The organism is Undibacterium sp. GrIS 1.8 (assembly GCF_040544445.1).
In the GTDB taxonomy this organism is placed as follows: Bacteria; Pseudomonadota; Gammaproteobacteria; order Burkholderiales; family Burkholderiaceae_D; genus Undibacterium.
Map to the genome: position 1 here is coordinate 13,172 of NZ_JBEONQ010000002.1, position 16,596 is coordinate 29,767.

The 16,596-nt window shown below is 47.6% G+C and carries 15 protein-coding genes; 9 read left to right on the top strand and 6 right to left on the bottom strand.

The window, feature by feature from the left end:
• Positions 1-267: 267 nt before the first annotated feature.
• The gene (locus AAKU64_RS01055; RefSeq protein ID WP_354360975.1) at positions 268-945 is read left to right on the top strand and encodes a dienelactone hydrolase family protein; all 678 of its coding nucleotides are present in this window, start codon (positions 268-270) and stop codon (positions 943-945) included.
• A 44-nt stretch (positions 946-989) separates the two neighbouring features.
• Here the strand turns inward: AAKU64_RS01055 and AAKU64_RS01060 are convergent, their stop codons facing one another.
• Positions 990-1,688, bottom strand: a complete 699-nt coding sequence (locus tag AAKU64_RS01060) for a 3'-5' exonuclease (RefSeq protein WP_354360977.1) — start codon at positions 1,686-1,688, stop codon at positions 990-992.
• A gap of 274 nt (positions 1,689-1,962) precedes the next feature.
• Between AAKU64_RS01060 and AAKU64_RS01065 the strand changes: the two genes are divergently transcribed.
• The 3 genes from AAKU64_RS01065 to AAKU64_RS01075 all read left to right on the top strand — a co-directional run bounded on the left by AAKU64_RS01065 (position 1,963) and on the right by AAKU64_RS01075 (position 4,266).
• Positions 1,963-2,481: a GNAT family N-acetyltransferase gene (locus AAKU64_RS01065; RefSeq protein WP_354360979.1), complete on the top strand. Its 519-nt coding sequence runs from the start codon at positions 1,963-1,965 to the stop codon at positions 2,479-2,481.
• 115 nt (positions 2,482-2,596) lie between these two features.
• Positions 2,597-3,010: a VOC family protein gene (locus tag AAKU64_RS01070; RefSeq protein ID WP_354360981.1), complete on the top strand. Its 414-nt coding sequence runs from the start codon at positions 2,597-2,599 to the stop codon at positions 3,008-3,010.
• A 224-nt stretch (positions 3,011-3,234) separates the two neighbouring features.
• Entirely contained in the window at positions 3,235-4,266 is a 1,032-nt protein-coding gene (locus tag AAKU64_RS01075) for a Leu/Phe/Val dehydrogenase (protein ID WP_354360984.1), read from the top strand.
• 149 nt (positions 4,267-4,415) lie between these two features.
• Here AAKU64_RS01075 and AAKU64_RS01080 read toward each other — a convergent pair whose 3' ends face one another.
• Positions 4,416-5,378 carry a polysaccharide deacetylase family protein gene (locus AAKU64_RS01080; RefSeq protein ID WP_354360986.1) on the bottom strand — a complete coding sequence of 321 codons (963 nt, stop codon included), beginning with the start codon at positions 5,376-5,378 and terminating at the stop codon, positions 4,416-4,418.
• A 422-nt stretch (positions 5,379-5,800) separates the two neighbouring features.
• Here AAKU64_RS01080 and AAKU64_RS01085 point away from each other — a divergent pair, with 422 nt between their 5' ends.
• Positions 5,801-6,574 carry a hypothetical protein gene (locus tag AAKU64_RS01085; protein ID WP_354360988.1) on the top strand — a complete coding sequence of 258 codons (774 nt, stop codon included), beginning with the start codon at positions 5,801-5,803 and terminating at the stop codon, positions 6,572-6,574.
• A gap of 236 nt (positions 6,575-6,810) precedes the next feature.
• On the opposite strand, the gene AAKU64_RS01090 is transcribed toward AAKU64_RS01085, so the two are convergent.
• Positions 6,811-8,712 carry a diguanylate cyclase gene (locus AAKU64_RS01090; RefSeq protein WP_354360990.1) on the bottom strand — a complete coding sequence of 634 codons (1,902 nt, stop codon included), beginning with the start codon at positions 8,710-8,712 and terminating at the stop codon, positions 6,811-6,813.
• 311 nt (positions 8,713-9,023) lie between these two features.
• Here AAKU64_RS01090 and AAKU64_RS01095 point away from each other — a divergent pair, with 311 nt between their 5' ends.
• Complete coding sequence (locus AAKU64_RS01095) at positions 9,024-9,554, top strand: GNAT family N-acetyltransferase (protein WP_354360992.1); 531 nt, start codon at positions 9,024-9,026, stop codon at positions 9,552-9,554.
• A gap of 47 nt (positions 9,555-9,601) precedes the next feature.
• On the opposite strand, the gene AAKU64_RS01100 is transcribed toward AAKU64_RS01095, so the two are convergent.
• The 3 genes from AAKU64_RS01100 to AAKU64_RS01110 form a co-directional block, all read right to left on the bottom strand.
• On the bottom strand, positions 9,602-10,450 hold the full coding sequence (locus AAKU64_RS01100; protein ID WP_354360994.1) for a CPBP family glutamic-type intramembrane protease: 849 nt from the start codon (positions 10,448-10,450) through the stop codon (positions 9,602-9,604).
• A 197-nt stretch (positions 10,451-10,647) separates the two neighbouring features.
• Positions 10,648-12,678: a UvrD-helicase domain-containing protein gene (locus tag AAKU64_RS01105; protein ID WP_354360996.1), complete on the bottom strand. Its 2,031-nt coding sequence runs from the start codon at positions 12,676-12,678 to the stop codon at positions 10,648-10,650.
• A gap of 353 nt (positions 12,679-13,031) precedes the next feature.
• A complete protein-coding gene (locus tag AAKU64_RS01110) occupies positions 13,032-13,244 on the bottom strand; it encodes a hypothetical protein (protein ID WP_354360998.1) in 213 nt (70 codons plus the stop codon).
• A gap of 331 nt (positions 13,245-13,575) precedes the next feature.
• Between AAKU64_RS01110 and AAKU64_RS01115 the strand changes: the two genes are divergently transcribed.
• The 3 genes from AAKU64_RS01115 (at position 13,576) to AAKU64_RS01125 (ending at position 16,579) form a co-directional block, all read left to right on the top strand.
• On the top strand, positions 13,576-14,817 hold the full coding sequence (locus AAKU64_RS01115; RefSeq protein ID WP_354361000.1) for a tetratricopeptide repeat protein: 1,242 nt from the start codon (positions 13,576-13,578) through the stop codon (positions 14,815-14,817).
• Positions 14,814-15,932: a HupE/UreJ family protein gene (locus AAKU64_RS01120; protein WP_354361002.1), complete on the top strand. Its 1,119-nt coding sequence runs from the start codon at positions 14,814-14,816 to the stop codon at positions 15,930-15,932. Before AAKU64_RS01115 ends, AAKU64_RS01120 begins: the two co-directional genes overlap by 4 nt.
• A 164-nt stretch (positions 15,933-16,096) precedes the next feature.
• Positions 16,097-16,579 carry an SRPBCC family protein gene (locus AAKU64_RS01125; RefSeq protein WP_322117819.1) on the top strand — a complete coding sequence of 161 codons (483 nt, stop codon included), beginning with the start codon at positions 16,097-16,099 and terminating at the stop codon, positions 16,577-16,579.
• Positions 16,580-16,596 lie beyond the last annotated feature (17 nt).

Consider the following 16,596-nt stretch of genomic DNA (forward strand, 5'->3'; position numbering starts at 1 on the left):
CCAGGAATGACACATTTTTTGTGTTTGACTTGCCAAATTCGCCGTAACTCAGTGCAAAAATCAGTGCAAATATAGACGAGTACTGATGTCACAACTTCAATATAGACTTCAATAAACACTTGTGGTTTTAAGACGAGTCCAGTAGTCTGCGCCTCTTTCTTATTTTGCTTCTCAAATTGGCACTCAGGGACTCATTGCGAGTCAACTGCAAGCCGGGCGCAAACGCTCATTGCAAATAATACCTGCTGCCAAAGCTGTTTAAAATTTATGACTGTATTAATCGCCACAGATGTCTTTGGCAAAACCCCGGCGCTGGCAAGCCTGGTTCGTAGTCTGGGACAAAATTGTCTGGTGATCTCACCTTTTGATGACGAGCAAAGCGATTTCCGCTCAGAGCAAGTCGCTTATCAAGCGTTTATTGCGCAAGGCGGATTGAAGCGCTATGTAGAAAAGATCATCGCGCTTTTAGAGGCGCAGCAGTTTGAGGCTAAACATAACGCCGAACATAATGCGGAACAAAATTCAGCACATAATCCAGAAAATAAGCTCCACGTCATTGGCTTTAGTGTTGGTGCCAGCGCATTGTGGATGGTTGCTGCTAGCAGCTTAGCCAGAAAAATAGGCTCGGCACACTTATTTTATGGATCACGCATACGCGAATACACACATCTACAAGCGCTCTGCCCCACCCGATTGATTTTGGCCGAACGGGAAGCCGCGTTTGATCCTGCAAAACTCCTACATCAGTTGCGCCAGAACAAAACAGCAGAACTTTTAGTGGAGTTAGCCCCTAATACTAACCACGGCTTTATGAATCCATATTCCGGCGGCTTTTGCGTTAAGGCACAGGCAAAATATACGCAAGAGCTGGCTCTGAGGCTGCAAAGCAAGGCTGCCCCGCATACGCCTCAAATTAGTCGAGGCGAAGCAGCACTCGCGGCATAAACATACTGAATAGTAATAAAAAATAGTGTCGATTAAGGCATTGACTACGACTGCAATGCCAACCAATGTCGGTAAGTCAGCAAAGCCACTTGGGCATCATCTGCGGCATACTTGATTTGGCGCTCAGTCAATGGCGCTAATGACCAGTTAGAGGTGGATATCTTTTTCGACTTTTGTAGCTTCGTCCCGAAGAACAAGGCCACAGCCGACTTCGCGCCCATGTCACTACCCTTTTTCTTACGCATTGCACGCGACAGATCAAGCACATTTTGTGGCGCGATCCCCAGACGAGAACGCAAACGGCTCTGATCGTCACCCAGACCAAAACCTACTTTTAATATATGACTGGCTTCCAGCGCCTGTTTGGCCGGCTCTAAATAAAGCGAATCCAAAACCGGAAATAAAAACGCCTGCGTATCGGTCGCCAGCTGTATCAAATGCGGCCCGCTAGAATGTTGACCTTTAACAAAAGTCGGGCGCGACTCCGTATCAAAGCCCAGCACATCCGCTGCCATTAAAGCAATGCGCGCCTGCTCAGCCAGTGCGGCAGTAGTAATCACAAAGACGTTATTTAAGGACACGCCCTCGTAAGGCGGCAACATTGGTTCGGGTAAGTCATCCGACTCTGTAGCCTCGGATAAAGTGTTATCGGTTGCTGAGGGCGACTCCGGGGAACCGCTAGTGAAAGACGCTGCATCACCCGAATTATTCGAGTCATCAGCGGAGTGAGTAGGTAAGTTCATGCGGGAATCATACACGCCATGTTGTTAGGGGTAAATTGCGGTGATCAACTGACTTTCATCGATGAACGGAGATTATTTCATTTTTTAAAATTTCATTGATAGAATATAAATTAATCTCTAAAACTATTTTATCAATTTGCTTCTCTTTTTAAGGCATAAGCGATTTGATCTATGTTTCATGTGGCTTTTTAGACTAATAGCGACCCTGACTTTTTGTGACGATTAATATTCAAAATGATCATCACAATACCTTACCCTTCAAACACCACACTCAATGAGAACATCACGTTTACTCTTACGACGCCCAGTTGCAGACGATGCCGAAAATCTCTTTGCTATTTATGGCGATCCACGAACGAATGCTTACAACCCGCACGGACCATATCCAAATCTTGACCGGGCTAAAACCGTATTAGCCACATGGATCACACATTGGGAGCAACATGGGTTCGGCCAGTGGGCAATCTCAAGCGCTGATCAGCCTGAAAAAATTATTGGCTATGGTGGCTTGGCTTTCAAGATGTATGGAGATAAAGATACCTTAAACCTTGGCTATAGATTCGGGGTAGATTCTTGGGGCAACGGGTATGCAACCGAGTTCGCTACTGAAACTTTACGATACGCATTTGCAGATTTAAATGCTCCAGATATTTCTGCCTTAGTCCGGCCACTCAATACGCCGTCCATACGCGTGCTGGAGAAAATCGGCATGAACAAAATTGGTATTCTGGAGGACGAGCCAGGCGTAGCAGGAGGTCGTTACTCCTTGCTATACCGTGCCGAACACAGTTAATGTTAGTCATTGAATAGTGGTCGCTAATCGATGGCCGCTCACTGACCGCAACTCCCGATTCAGGTAGGCTATATCTGCCCTACATCATCCACGTACAAACCCGAGGAACCGACACATGACACAAGATATCTGGTTAAATCTACCGGTGAAAGATCTCGCCAAGTCGGCTGCGTCCTTCACTGAAATTGGTTTTACGCGCAATCCGGGGCCAGGAAATAGCGAACATTCTGCCAGCTTCACCATTGGCGATAAGAAAGTAGTCTTGATGCTCTTCGCTCAAGAGATGTTTTCTGGCTTCACCAGCAATGGCCTCTGCGACACCAGTAAGGGCACTGAAGTCTTATTTTCCTTAGGTGCCACCAGCCGGGAACAGGTCAATGATATGGCGCATCACGTCACATTGGCGGGCGGGGCGATATTCGCCGAGCCTAAGGAGTCCAATGGATTCATGTATGGCTGCGGTTTTTGTGATCCTGACGGGCATCGATGGAATATGCTTTTCATGGATTTGAGCAAGATTCCTAAATAGCCGCCCGTCAGCAATTTGAGTTTCCACCCCCCATCCCCTATACTTCCACCCGCGTGACACAATCACCGCCTTTTGTTGTCGGCAGCACCACATAGCCGCCGATGACATGCTGTATTTTTGCCCTTATTTTGTACTTATTTTTTATTCCTTAATCACCATTTTTGCGGCACGTCATCCCCATTCTTATCGGAATGAGCGATACATGACCGCGCGGAGCCATAAGCATGACCGCTTTTGTATTTAACGAACTCAATTTTGATGACCACGAACAAGTGGTTTTTGCCTCCGAACCCAAATCTGGCCTGCGTGCCATTATTGCGGTTCACAACACGAATTTAGGCCCAGCAATGGGCGGTTGCCGTATGTGGAACTACGACAACGAAGCCGCGGCCATTAATGACGTATTGCGTCTATCACGCGGCATGACATATAAAAACGCGGTTGCTGGCTTGCCTATCGGCGGCGGCAAAAGCGTCATCATCGGCAATCCAAAAGTAGACAAAACCCCTGCCCTGTTTGAAGCCTTGGGCGAAGCCCTTGAGCGCCTTGGCGGCCGTTATGTCACAGCAGAAGATGTGGGCACTAGCCCAGCCGATATGGCAAACGTCGCTAAAAAAACCAAGTTCGTTGCAGGCTTGGGTGACCGTGGCGATCCGTCACCATTTACTGCTCTGGGCTGTTTCGTCGGTGCGCAAGCTGCCGTCAAGCATCAACTGAAACGCGACAGCATGGAAGGTTTGGTTGTCGCTTTACAAGGTCTGGGTCATGTCGGTTACGACTACGCCCGTCGCCTGCATGAGGCTGGCGCTAAATTGATCGTGGCAGATATCGATCAGGCCGCATTGCATCGCGCTCAGGAAGAATTAGGCGCAGAAATCGTTGGCATCGACGCGATCTACGATGTGCAGGCCGACATCTACGCCCCTTGCGCATTGGGCGCGACTTTAAATCCAGACACCTTGTCACGTCTGAAAGCGACTATCGTTGCTGGCGCTGCCAACAACCAGTTAGCCACTGCCGACATGGGCGAAGCTTGCCGTCAAAAAGGGATTTTGTACGCACCTGATTTCGTCATCAATGCTGGTGGCATCATCAAGGTCTGCTACGAATATTTGAACACACCAGAAGACGGTATGGATGCTCATGTACGTCGTATTGGCGATACCTTGGCAGAAGTATTTGCCCGCGCCGATGCGGAAGGTTTGGCGACTAGCGTGGTAGCAGACCGGATTGCTGAAGCGAAATTTAAGAGATAGTTTTTTTAATTATTGAAATAATCAAAAGCCGTATCACGCATTGCCTGATACGGCTTTTTTACGTCTGAGCAGTCTGACAAATCTGACAATCGCATGTTACGTCCATCCGTTATTCCGGCGCAGCGATAATAAGCAATACCAACATCAACTTACAAACCCTGCGCCTTCAACGCCTCGATCTCTGTATCACCGTCATCGACCAGCCGCATCCAGCCATCAAACTTACCTAGCCCTAAAGACCGTGCCATTGACAACAACAAACTCTGACCGGGCGCCGGGCGATCTGGCATCAGCTGATACACCGGGTCTGCGAATGCCGTCGCCGGCGTGACAATACTCCAGCCCATTTCTTTAAATTGTGTAATCACATCAGAGAGCCACAATGCATTGATCAGATTGTGGTGTAACAGGATGACCTGCGGAATATCACGCCCTTGCAACTGCTGCGACAGCGCACGATAGGCGAGTGCACGCTGACGTATATGGCTGAGGTAGGCTTGCTTGATATCGCTAAGATCGGCTTGCGGATTTTTATCTAGTACCTCGATGAGTTTGTCATCTAGCCGCCAATCGCTGGTATCAAGACTGACATACGCGTTCCGGTATCCATGGAGTTTTAAAAAAGCCCGCATGCCATCGCGTTTTTCTGGTGTATTGCCTTCGCGCAAATACGTGTAGCGAAACCATTTCTGGTAACCGGGCAGCGTGCTGATGATCCGATCACAGTCAAGGATCTCTTGCTGATATTCCATCAGACTGAGTTTGTTGTTATGCAGATCAGGATGCGTCATCGTGTGATTGCCGATCGCATGTCCAGCATCACCCCATGCTTTGGCTAGCGCATAGCCTGCAGACTGATTTGCCCCATTTGCCGCTGTGACAAACAGTGCAGCTTTCACTCCATGTTTAGCCAGCGCATTAAGTAGTGCCTGATTGCGCTCGACAGCAGACAATATAGGCGTACCGGCAACCTTAGGACCATCGTCGAAAGTAAATGCAACGGACTGCGCGCGAGCCGGCTGTATCGACAAAGTCAAGCAGATACTCAGCATCAACAAAAAATAGAACAACCGATGAGCTGTCGGCGTGTGAAAATTTTTTAAAAATTTCATGGCAAAAGGCATCTTGGGATCGTTTTAAAATGAGCGAATCCTTACCTTAACAAAGGATTTAGAAAAATGCCAACCAGAGCTGAAAAGAAACCTACCTAAGCTGATAAAGCACGAAGACTCATTTCAGGTTTTATCCAGTAAAAAAATCCGGCCAGCGTTAGATAGTTTGTTGATTCACTTCAAGACAGAACATCACTGAGCAATGAACAATGTTGCAGAAAAGCTGATTGGCTATTAAGTCGTCACCGTCACATTTGCACTATCTTGTCGGTCGGCGTAAGCTTATTGCGGATCGATTCATCAACGAAGTAAAAACACATGCTTTCGACATGAAGAATCTTGTCAGCGAAAAATCTGCTGCCTCTTAGAGTTTTCTCAATTGATGAAAGCCCTTTAACACTTATATCTTAGAAAGACGTCCAATGACGCATCAGTTATTTCGCCGGTTGCTGACTATTACATTTGCTCTGCTTGTGGCATCCCCCTCGCTAGCGTTGGCCGATGTGACTGAAAAAATCAGTTTTGATGCCGCTAGTAACTCGGACCTAAAGAAAATTGCGATTCTGCGCATTACGCCATCGCAGAGAATCACCGTAAAAAATGCCAACATGGCGATAGCGGTAGGACAGCGAATCGGCGGTCTTCTGCCTGCCTTGCTCGAAGGCGGTGCTGAGGGTGCAAAAAATGGATCTCAGCAAGCGCAATATCTTGAATTGATGAAAGCCAAAGGCATCACGTTTGTGCCCGAGATGCTGGCTGCGCTAGAGAAAGAACTAAGCCAGAGTGGTTACGAAACCGTTTATCTGGATAAGCAACGGCCTATCTTGATGGAAGATAAAAAGACACTGGATTTCTCAAAAGTGCAGACAGATGCCGATGCAATTTTGTTTGTTAATTATGGACAGGTCGGTTATTCAAGCCCGCTGCTCAAAAGCAGTTATGCACCATGGGTGGTCATGGCGGCGCGATTGGTAGATGCACACACCTACAAGACGCTTTATTTCCAATCGTTTAATGTCACGCAGGTAGCAGACAAAAATACCAGCAATAATCTGGTTGCAATCCTCCCAGAAGAAAAATATCTGTTTGGCACCTTCGATGATTTAATCGGAAAATTTGATTTATCGACAGAAGGCATCGTGAATTGCGAAACCAAAATTGCGGCATATTTAGGCAATCAGCTTAAGCGAAATTAACTGGGTAAGAGATAACATCAAATAGCCGTATTTCTTAGTGCGTCAACCCAGACTCACCTCAGACCGACTGACATACAATTCCCTCGAAATACCGTATATCCACATAGAGAAAAAATAAATACTCCCACCATGTATATGTAAGATGTCCAATTAAAATATGGACAATTAGCCAGTTTCATTAAAAAATAATGGGAGTATAGTAATTTAGAGCCAATTTTGCAGATCAATCGCCAACATCATTGCGCAGCGATGGTGATACGATTCCGGCCGCTTTCTTTGGCGCGAAACAGTGCCATATCGCTGCGGGATAAGGCGGCGTCGGGGCTTGTGTCGGTGTCAGACATCATGGCAATGCCGATGCTGACAGTGACGGGAATCATCTGGTTGTTGGCGTTGACCGGGGTCTCCAGCAATTGCTTTTGGACCCGCTGTGCAAAGGTATTGGCTTCATGTACATCAGCCCCAGATAAAACGACCGCGAACTCTTCTCCGCCGACTCTACCTGCAACGTCGCTCTTGCGGAGTTCGTCGCGCAAAATATTGGCGAAATGTTTGAGTACCAGATCACCGGCAGCATGGCCGTGACGATCATTGATGTTTTTAAAATGATCAAGGTCAAACATAAGTACAGCAGAGGGTTTGGTGGCAGCACGTTGCAGCCGTGCCAGCTCTTCCTCCATCCGCCCCATGAAATAGCGGCGATTAGGTATCTGGGTCAAGAAATCAATCGTGGCATGCTCTTGTAACTCCATCTGTATGCGTTTGTGCTCGGTCACGTCGGTGACAAAACCGTGCCACAGCGTGCCGCCATCAGGCAAGCGACGCGGACGGGCATCCATCTGTCGCCAGCGCAAACCTTGTTGCGGTAAATTGACTCTGAATTCTAAATGTAGCGGCTGCAAATTCTGCGCCGACACAGCAATGCTGGTGCAATAAGCGGCGAGATCGTCGGGGTAAACCAATTGATGGATCAGCGCTGCTGCCTCGCTCATCTGGTCAGGCGACAGTTCGTAGATATCTTTGATGCCTTCACTGACATAAGAAAATCGCTCGGCGCCATCGGACGAGCGCTGATATTGGTAGGCGAGCCCCGGCACTTCGTTCGTCAAACAAGTCACCAGATCAACGCTTTGTTGCAAGCGATCCGATAGCACACGCATGGTCGTGATATCGGTGGTCGTACCCATCATGTGCAGCGGTCTGCCATCGGGATCACGCTGCACGATTTTGCCGCGACTGGCGACCCAGATGTAACTGCCGTTTTTGCAACGCAGCCTGTGTTCGACCGCATAGCTATCGGTCTTGCCTTCAAAATGTGCCCGGATGCTTGCCTGTACATAGGCCAGATCATCTGGGTGAACCCGCAGATAGCTGTCTTCAATACGATTCGATATTTCTGTATCGGTATAACCGATCAGGGCTTTCCATCCTGATGAATAATGGATTTCTCCAGTCTGCAGATTACGATCCCAGACACCAGTCGCACTGCCTTCAATCGCCAAGGCCATGCGACTCATACTGACTTCGCTATGGTGCGTTGCCTGCTCGGCCATCAATAGTTTTAACTGGTCATGATGACGTTCAATCGCAATTGCCAACACACTGGCAAGCTCGGCCACGATGGTGCGATCCCCTGAAGGTAATGTCTCGCCACGCCTGGAAAACAAAACAAATACGCCAAGCAGTGTATGGTGTGCACTCACAATCGGCATAGAAACATCAATGCGCAGATCATGCCGTACCGCCAGCACTTGAAGCTGGCTCCAAAACACGCTGCCAGCAATGCGCGGATCGGCCGATTCAGATTTAGGCTCAGGCTTAGATTCAGGCTCAAATTCATGTTCAGAGGCGTGTATCTCGCTGCTATCGATAACGACGGTACCGACAGATAACAAAAACTCTTGTGGCAAACTGGGGCCAGTCACAAGCTCCATCGGCTGGCCGGTGTCACCCGTCACAAAGATCGCTCCCATGGTCTGAGAATATTGCGCCTCAATACCGGTGATGATCTGTGTCAAAATTTGAGAGAGCGGAAGGTGTCGAGCAATATTAGTCAGACTTGTACGATATAGCGCTAACAAGTTCTGGCAACGATCGTCGTTGCGATCGGTCTTATGATCAGACAATTTTGGGTTCATGAGTTGGCTATAGCGTCGATCAGTTGGAAGAGTCAGACTGGTATCGCTGTAATGCACAGTCAAAGGCTATGAGTGATGATATACCAAAGCTTGTGTCTTCATTACTAGAGGAGACAAAAGTCGAGGCTTGCATGTAAGGTCAAAAGTCCCCCAAAGCGACCAAAACAACAATGTAGTGAATTCACGCCACAATTGTCGTGATAAATTTATGATCAATTTTTAATATTACGTCGCATTACTAATCTCGATTCATGATGGCTGAGTCGGCAATGCGCCTGAAAAACTTTACCACCTCCGATGATTGTCTTCACATGAGCCTATTGCACACCCAACGCCTACGTCTTGAACCTTTTAATGATGAGCACCTTGATGGTCTTTTTCGCCTTAATAGCGATCCAGAAGTCATGCGCTATATCACCGGCAAACCCGAAACCCGTGAAGAAACAATCGCGATGATTGAACGCATCAAAGCACGCTGGATAGAATTCGGATTTTCCTGGTGGAGTTTTATTGAGCTGGAGACTAATGAGCTTATCGGTGCTGGATGCATACAGTATTTGGGACGTGATCCGGCAAATCCTTTAGAAATTGGCTGGCGCCTGCGGCAAGATAAGTGGGGGCAAGGTTTTGCGTCCGAGGCAGCGCAGCGGATGGCAGCATTTGCCTTTGATCAGATCGGTGGCGACTCACTGTTTGCCGTCTGCGATCAGGAGAATATCGGGTCTGCCAATGTCATGAAAAAACTTGGCATGCAGTACCGCGGCATTGAGCGCTGGTATGACATGGATACATTGGTGTACACGATGACGCGTGCAGATTGGGAGGCTAAGAAAACGAGGTAAGCAGACTAATCGCCGTCATTGAGTCGGAGGTCGATTGAGATTTTCGCTTAAGAATCTGGCGAAATAAAAATCAGACTAGCTGCCAGCAGATTGTTCAAAAAATGTAGGCTCATCGCGCTGGTAATGCCATCACGTAAGCGTAAGTAGCCAAGAAAAATACCCAATACCAATTGTGGGATAACAGCAAAAACTACCAGAAACCCCGAGGCATCGTCAAAGCTGTGGTTGGCAATATGCACGAACGAAAAAGCAAATGCATATAACCAAAATACCTTAGGGTAAGCCTGGATAAACTGGCGTCCCAGATAAAAATTATGTCCCGATTTTCCATTTCTAGCTCGATAGCGTTCTTGAATTTCAAACACCAACGCCATTAAAACGATCACAGCCGTCAATCCCAGCGTGACGAAAAAACTACCCGAAAAAATCGTCACTAAGATAGGTCCGAAAAATAAGGTGTAGGTCGCATTTCTTAGCCCAAGGCGGAAAATTAGTTCCTCCAAAATAGGTGCCATGATCAATGCGGCAAAGGCAAATAATTTTAAATTAGAGAAATCTAAATCCGAGGTAATACTTGTCAGTGCATCAATTGCCCAACCTATCGTGAACATATAAATCAGGTAGAACAACACACTTAGGAACAGAAAAAAAGCTAGCCTCTGCCAGCGTCCTCCGGCATTTGATGATGGTCTCAAACGCCGGGTAGGACGTTTAATAAATCGCCAGAAATCTTGTAACTCGGTTTTGCAATAATGAGGCAAGCCGTTTGCTGCGTTTGACGGTAATGTTGACGGCATTATTGATGTGAATGCTTGCTCAATCACGCCTTGTCCTGCTTGCGGCTCTGTACTTTGCTCGTCAACAGAAACTAGCTTATCGTCGGTCTGATTCGTCATTTCAAAATAGTTTTCATCAGATGGAAATAAAATCAATCCTCAAGTGTGTACGGTATTCTTTGCCTGCCAAACGCATCTTGAAACAAGATTACTCTCCATTAGTATATTTAAGTTATCCAAGTAATCATTGGACAATAAGGCTATTTCTATAAAAATAATGGGGAGTATATTTAAATCGGCTTAAATATCTCTCAATTTTATTCTTTTGGACGACTTAACAAGGCTTTCAAATTCGCCAGACGATTTTGCGGTGTGATCGTTTCTGCCTCGGTCGGCACGGCATCGCCCTCGTCTAATTTCATCTCTTTAATAAAGCGGGAGACATCGCAATGCACCGGCGCACCGGCACGTTTGCGCTTTTTGCACCAGGTAATATGCAGACTGCGCTGAGCGCGTGTGATGCCGACGTACATCAGACGACGTTCTTCCTCGATACGGGCGGCGATAGTTTCTACCGGCGCATCGGGGTCGCCTTTATGCGGCAAGATGCCCTCTTCCACTCCGACCAAAAACACGTGGGGAAACTCCAGCCCCTTGGACGCATGTAAGGTGGACATTCTGACGGCGTCGGGGTCTTCATCCTTGCCTTCCATCATGGTCATCAATGCGACCATTTGGGTTAAGTCCAACAGGCTGCGATGATCGTCGGTACCTTCTTTGCCGCCGCTACCTTTTTCTTTGAGCCAGTTGGTAAAATCGAGTACATTTTGCCATTTGGCTTGCGCGGCACGATCGTCAAAACTGTCGTAAAGATAGCCTTCATAATTGATCTCCTTCATCAAATCGTCGAGCAAGGTTCCGGCATGGCTTTCGCGGTGCGCATGTGCTTCAACCTGATTGATGAAGGTACAGAAATCACGTAAAGGCGTGAGCTGGCGATCCGTCAATTTCGCCTCTATCCCACCTTTGAATACAGCTTCAAATAAGGAGCATTGCCATTGTCCGGCGAATGCGCCCAACACCTCTAAGGTAGCCTGACCGACACCGCGTTTGGGCGTGGTGATAGCACGGATGAAGGCCGGGTCGTCGTCTTCGTTAGCGATCAGACGCAGATAAGAAATAATATCTTTGATCTCCGCTTTATCGAAAAAGCTTTGCCCGCCAGAGATCGTGTAAGGAATGCGCTCTTTACGCAGCGCCTTCTCAATCACGCGCGCCTGATGATTGCCACGGTACAAAATGGCGTAATCCGACCATTTGGCGCGACGCTCAAAGCGATGGGCAGAGATCATGATGGCGACTTGATCCGCCTCTTGCTCATCATCTTGCATACCCAAGACTTTGACCGGGTCGCCGAGACCGTGTTCGGACCAGAGCGATTTATCAAATAATTTAGGATTGTTGCCAATAACAGAATTCGCTGCCTGCAAAATGCGGGTACTGGAGCGGTAATTTTGCTCCAGTTTGATCAGCTTTAAATCGGGGAAGTCGATACCCAGCGTCTTCAAATTTTCTATCGTTGCACCGCGCCAGGCGTAAATCGCCTGATCGTCGTCGCCCACGGCAGTGAACATCGGCTTTTTGCCTATGCCGGTGACTAGCAATTTAACCAGTTCGTACTGACAGGTATTGGTATCCTGATACTCATCAACCAGCAAATAGCGCAAACGCCGCTGCCATTTATCGCGTACTTGTTCGTTGGTACGGAATAACTCAACAGGCAGGCGGATCAGATCATCAAAATCAACCGCCTGGTAAGCAGACAAGGTTGCTACATAGCTGCGATAAATCCGGGCGGCGGTGGCCTCATCCTCATCCTGGGCTTGCTGGATTGCCAGCTCGGGATCGATCAATCCATTTTTCCAGAGCGACATTGCGGTCTGGATACGGCGTATCAATTGCTTATCTGTCGTGATTGCTAAGTCTTGCACCAAAGAAAAGCAATCATCACTATCCATGATCGAAAACCGGTCCTTCAAACCCAAGGCTCGCGCCTCTTGCCGTAAAATTTTGACGCCAAGAGAGTGAAAAGTCGATACCGTGAGTTGCTTAGCTTTTTTAGGCTCCTGCAAAATCTTAGCAATGCGCTCCTGCATCTCTAGCGCGGCTTTATTCGTAAACGTCAGCGCGGCAATGTGCTTGGGATCATAGCCATGCTTTTCGATCAGGTTGGCGATTTTTTGCGTAATGACCCGTGTCTTACCCGATCCCGCACCCGCCAGCACCAGACAAGGGCCGTCCATATAGTTGACTGCATCGCGTTGGGGTTGGTTAAGGCCGTGGGACATGAGTTGGATGTACTTTGAGGTGATGTAAAGCGGAGCAGCAGCGCCGAATTGGTATATCTGAAGGATGGTCAGCAGATATCTGGGCAGGCGCTATTGTAGCTGTATTCAATCATTCTGCCGTATGGACGTAGCCACGCACCGACGGCAATCAAACAATACTTCATGGACTACCAGGCACCTTGCAAGCGTACGCCTGAAATGACAGAGGAGAAAAATGTAAGAACAACAATAAAATTATAAGGTCAAAAGTCAAAATAAAAGCCTCATCTTCGCAAAAAGAGGAGGCTCATAAAAAGACAATTACCAACCGCAGCAGAGGGAGTAACCCGCTCTGCCCGAATACAGCTTACAAATTATTTAGATGCGGCTGGTGCAGCTGCTGATGCGGACGCGTCAGCTTTTTTTGCTTTCATTTTTTTCATTTTTTTCGCTTTTGGCGCAGGAGCGTCAGCAGAAGCGGCTGGTGCAGATGCCATCGCAGATGCTGAAGGAGCAGCAGTGTGGGATGCAGCGAAAGCGGATGCGGCGAATAAGCAAGTAACCAAAGCAGCGATGAGTTTCTTCATTTTTATACCCCTGTAATTAGAACTGTTGTTGTTAATTAAAATCAAAATTACTAATTTCTACATCTACGATTCACATGAACCTGTACCCTTAACGCAAATTAATTATAAGTGGTTGACGATTTATTTTAAAAAAGATTTATCTATTTTTTGGCGAACTGGTCTTGACCCGAAAGTCGTACTCTAATTTAATCAACAATCAAGCGCATTTACCCAATACTAAGTTCTGTTCATATTTAAAGTCGCCTCAGTCAAATTGCATGCCTGTAGTCTTGTTGCTATGATGCGCGATCGATGGCACTTTGCAGTCACACCCGATTTTTTGGATCGTCCGATGCCCTCTTTTACCCATTTTGCGCCACGTCAGCTACTCATTTTAAGTCTCTTGTTTTGCACTGCAGCAACAGCATTTTCAGCAGCGCACATCCCGTCCAATGACGCGACCGTGCTGGAGCGACTACCATTTAAGCCCAATGATCCTGTGGCACGTGAGCTGGCGCAGATGCGTGCTGAGTTGCAGCGCAACCCAAAGAATGTTGAGGTCGCTGTCAAACTGGCGCGTCGCTATTATGGAATGGTTGGGGAAGAAGGCGATCCGCGTTATCTGGGCTATGCAGAGGCGGCACTCAAGCCTTGGTGGGATATGCCGGAGCCGCCAATCGACGTCCAGGTGCTACGCGCGGGGCTGTTGCAATTCCGCCACGATTTTTCTGGTGCGACATCGGATCTTAATAAGGCAATCGCACGCGATCCAAAAAATCCTCAAGCTCGTGTGCTGAGAGCGGTGATTGAAATTGTTCAGGCCCGATATGATTTGGCCAGATCGGATTGCCGCGCGCTGGATGGACTAACCAATGATTTGATCGTAGTCGGCTGCGAAACCATGGTTGATGGTTTAACCGGGAAATTAGCCAGCGCCTACGATACCTTAAACACCACTTTTAACGATGCTTTAAAAGACGCACAAAGCGACGGAGATAAGGTCGCGCCCGATCTACAATTGTGGGTACTGATACGACTTGCCGAACTAAGTCAGAGGCAAGGGAAAATTGAACGCACTGAAGCACATTTCAAACAAGCATTGGCACTGGGTATTCAAGACACATTTCTACTCGCGGCGTATGCAGATTTTCTGTTAGACCAGAAACGCCCGACCGAAGTGGTCACGCTGTTAAAAGACAAAATTCGTTCGGATAACTTATTGCTGCGCCTGGTATTTGCTGAGCGAACTCTGAATATGCCAGAAGCAAAAGAAAGTGAATCCATATTAGCAGCACGCTATGTCGCAGCACAGCTAAGGGGCGACACAGTACATCAGCAAGAAGAAGCCAGATTCGAACTGCAAGTCAAAGCTAATCCTAAAAAAGCACTGGCTCTGGCGCAAGAAAACTGGAAAGTACAATTAGAACCACGTGATGCGCGCATCTTTTTGGAATCCGCCTTAGCACTCAAAGACCCCAATGCGGCTCAAGCCGTTTTGCAATGGCTCGATAGCAGTCACATAGAAGACGCTTATTTAATCAAGCTGGGTCAGCAATTAAAACAACTACAAGCAATGCAGGTAGCTCATCAATGAAACGCTTAATTCTCTTGTTAGCCGGTCTGTTTTTTGCTCTGACCGCATCTGCCCACAAACCCAGCGACAGTTATCTTAGTCTGAGCGTGAAGGACAGCGCTATCACCGGACAATGGGATATCGCCCTGCGCGATTTAGATTTTGCGATTGGCCTGGACGCCAATGGAGATGCCGAAATTACCTGGGGTGAAGTTCGTGCTAAGCACTCAGAGATTGCAGCCTATGCCATGTCCCGCTTGCACGTCTCAGCGCAAGGCAAGGATTGTCCAATACAAGTAACGGAACATTTGGTGGATGATCATACAGATGGTGCTTATGCAGTGATGCGCTTTAAAGCAGAATGTCCTGCGCCCATCAGCGTATTGCAAGCCCAATATAATCTATTTTTTGATATCGATCCTCAGCACAAGGGCTTGTTACGGCTCGATTATCAGGGGCAATCCAGTACCGCGATATTTAGTCCAGATAAAGCAACTCAGGAATTCAAGCTCAGTGAAGTCAGTCGCTTCAAACAATTCGTGGACTATGCCCGAGAAGGTGTCTGGCATATCTGGATCGGCTTTGATCACATTCTATTTTTGTTAGCTTTACTCCTGCCGGCAGTGGTGTTCCGCCAGGATAAAAAATGGCAGGCCGTCAGCGCTTTTAAGCCCGCATTTTGGTCGGTATTAAAAATCGTTACGGCGTTTACGCTGGCGCATTCCATCACGCTGACACTGGCGACTTTGGGCGTCATTAGTTTGCCATCGCGTTGGGTAGAATCGACGATTGCGGCATCGGTAGTCATCGCGGCACTAAATAATATTTATCCTCTATTCCGGGAACGACGCTGGGTCATGGCATTTTTATTTGGCTTGATACACGGATTCGGATTTGCCAGCGTGTTGACTGATCTTGGATTGCCGCAAGGTGCCTTGATTCTGGCATTGGTCGGATTTAATTTGGGTGTTGAAGGCGGCCAGTTAGCGATTGTTGCCGCATTTTTACCAGTCGCATTTGCATTAAGAACAAGCTGGTTTTATCGTCGCCTGATCCTGATTGGTGGCTCGGTCGTCATCGCGATTCTGGCAGCGATCTGGTTCATAGAGCGTGCGTTTGATATGAAATTTTTGTGATTTTGTGAGTTAAATTTATCCGGATTAGTACGCTGTTTTTGATCGCGGCATAGATCACCTGAATTTGAAACTCAATCTCAAAGGCAAAAGTAGGCTCGACTCGCCTTCGTGGCAATTGGTTTAGAAGCAGAGTAAACTAAGCACTGTCCACAAGGAATTTGCATATGAAATTTGAACACTTAGTAGAAATTAACGACATACTTAATCCGTTGAACGATGTCATTACACGCGAACAATTGTGGCGTGGCCTGGTGTTGCGCGCCGAGTCTCCCAAGTTATTTGTGCCTTACCTTGATGAGAGTACGATCACTGCACGCAATACAAACGGATTCTCACGTAGTCTGCGTTATGGTGATTTAGTGATTAGCGATGAGGTTCGTTTTGTCGAACTTGACTCGGTGTTGTATGACGTAGCAGCGCAGAAGGATATTCCTCAGTCGTCGCTATTAATGAAGATTGAAGAACCCTCGCCGGATGCTTTATTCGTGCGTTTTTTATATGACGATGGTCATAGCGCGGAAGAAGATATCGCGAATGAGATGTACAACGAATATCGCCGCTCTGCTTATCAGGAAGCAGATATTGATACGATACGCGTTATAAGAGAAATGGCAGAAGCCGGACGGCTGAACGCATTGCCATCATAAGTTTTTGTCGTTGAATA